This is a genomic window from Methanoregula sp. (assembly GCF_002835825.1).
Lineage (GTDB): Archaea > Halobacteriota > Methanomicrobia > Methanomicrobiales > Methanospirillaceae > Methanoregula.
Window position 1 is genome coordinate 1 of the sequence record NZ_PIZH01000610.1, and the last position, 1,246, is coordinate 1,246.

Sequence of the window (1,246 nt, forward strand, 5' to 3'; positions counted from 1 at the left end):
CCCACCGTCCCAATACGGATGATGCGCGGTTCAGGATCCCCAGTTACGAAAATCCGGATAACGGCCGTGCCGAGGCCGATCCACGATTCTATCGTCATCCCCAAAAGTGTACCAATCCCGTATCCTAGCATGTATGCAAGGATCCCGGGGATATTGTCAAGATTCGTCAGTACGAGCCCGGTTGAGACGATCCAGACGCCGATCTTCAGCGTCCCGATACCCGAAGCGAGGTATTTGTGGCCTTTTGTTACATAGACAAGACGGATCGTCTCCATGGTGGTCTCGACAATCCGTGCAACAAGGATGATAAGCGGTAAGACAAGATCCATTACGCATCCATAACCTGTGACCGCAGCTGACGTACGGTAATCTAGGCGTATCGGATTGCGGGTATGTATGCTTTGTGGGGTACTGGAAAAACATCCGTGCAATGGATCACTGCGATAATGCAGACGGTGTCAGTTATATTTCCAGATCATCGTGGAGCAGATCAAAAGCCGGTTTGTTGCGGAAAATATACCGGTACAGGATCCTCTTCAGTGCGAAGAACCAGTCTTTCCACACACGCGTACACATTCTGTTAAATGGCGAAGTTGCCGCCCCAGGCCAGAGCATTCATCAGAGGGTCTTCCCATGAGGGATTGACACCGGATGAAATGGTGAGATTACTGAAATCATACCGGGCCAATAGCCTGCAATTCCCGCACCCTGCAATCCTGATTGCTGTGTTCAGGATCTCGTAAAAAAAATGGTGCGGGATATCCGGATCCCGGCTATCGGCCGGAGCCGCTTTGCAACCCTGATATTCCGGCATTATTCCACGATTTGCTCTCTTTTTCCTTCATCCAGCATTTATAGTGGTAGGTTCTGTTGTCTGTCCAGACCGTATCTTCGTAAATGTGCAGCAGTTGTCCGCACCGGTGACAGACATTACGTATCCATGTTACAGGGATAATTTTCTTCATCATCATCACCGATTTTCCGCTCTAATGCACCGGATAAAGATTTTTCAATCGTGTGTATTCATGGATTACACAATCCGGAGTAGTGCACCTCCAGAGTTTTCTCTCACCGGGTCCTGCAATCAGGACCATCGGCTTGCGACATTCACAGCAGAAGACCTTTCTCATGGATTCCTTCAGGGTATTTCCCTCGCGCTGGATTATATCGAAAAGACAGGCGATTCCCAGCCTGTCAGGCAAGGGAATGATTGCAGGACATCCGATACAATCGCATGCATCAGCAC

1 protein-coding gene is annotated in these 1,246 nt (G+C 49.5%); it reads right to left on the reverse strand.

Annotated elements, in window-relative coordinates; translation table 11 throughout:
- Positions 1-329 (reverse strand): DUF5698 domain-containing protein (locus CW742_RS13780; protein ID WP_292421360.1); only part of this gene is annotated, 329 nt, incomplete at its 3' end.
- Positions 330-1,246: the final 917 nt, after the last annotated feature.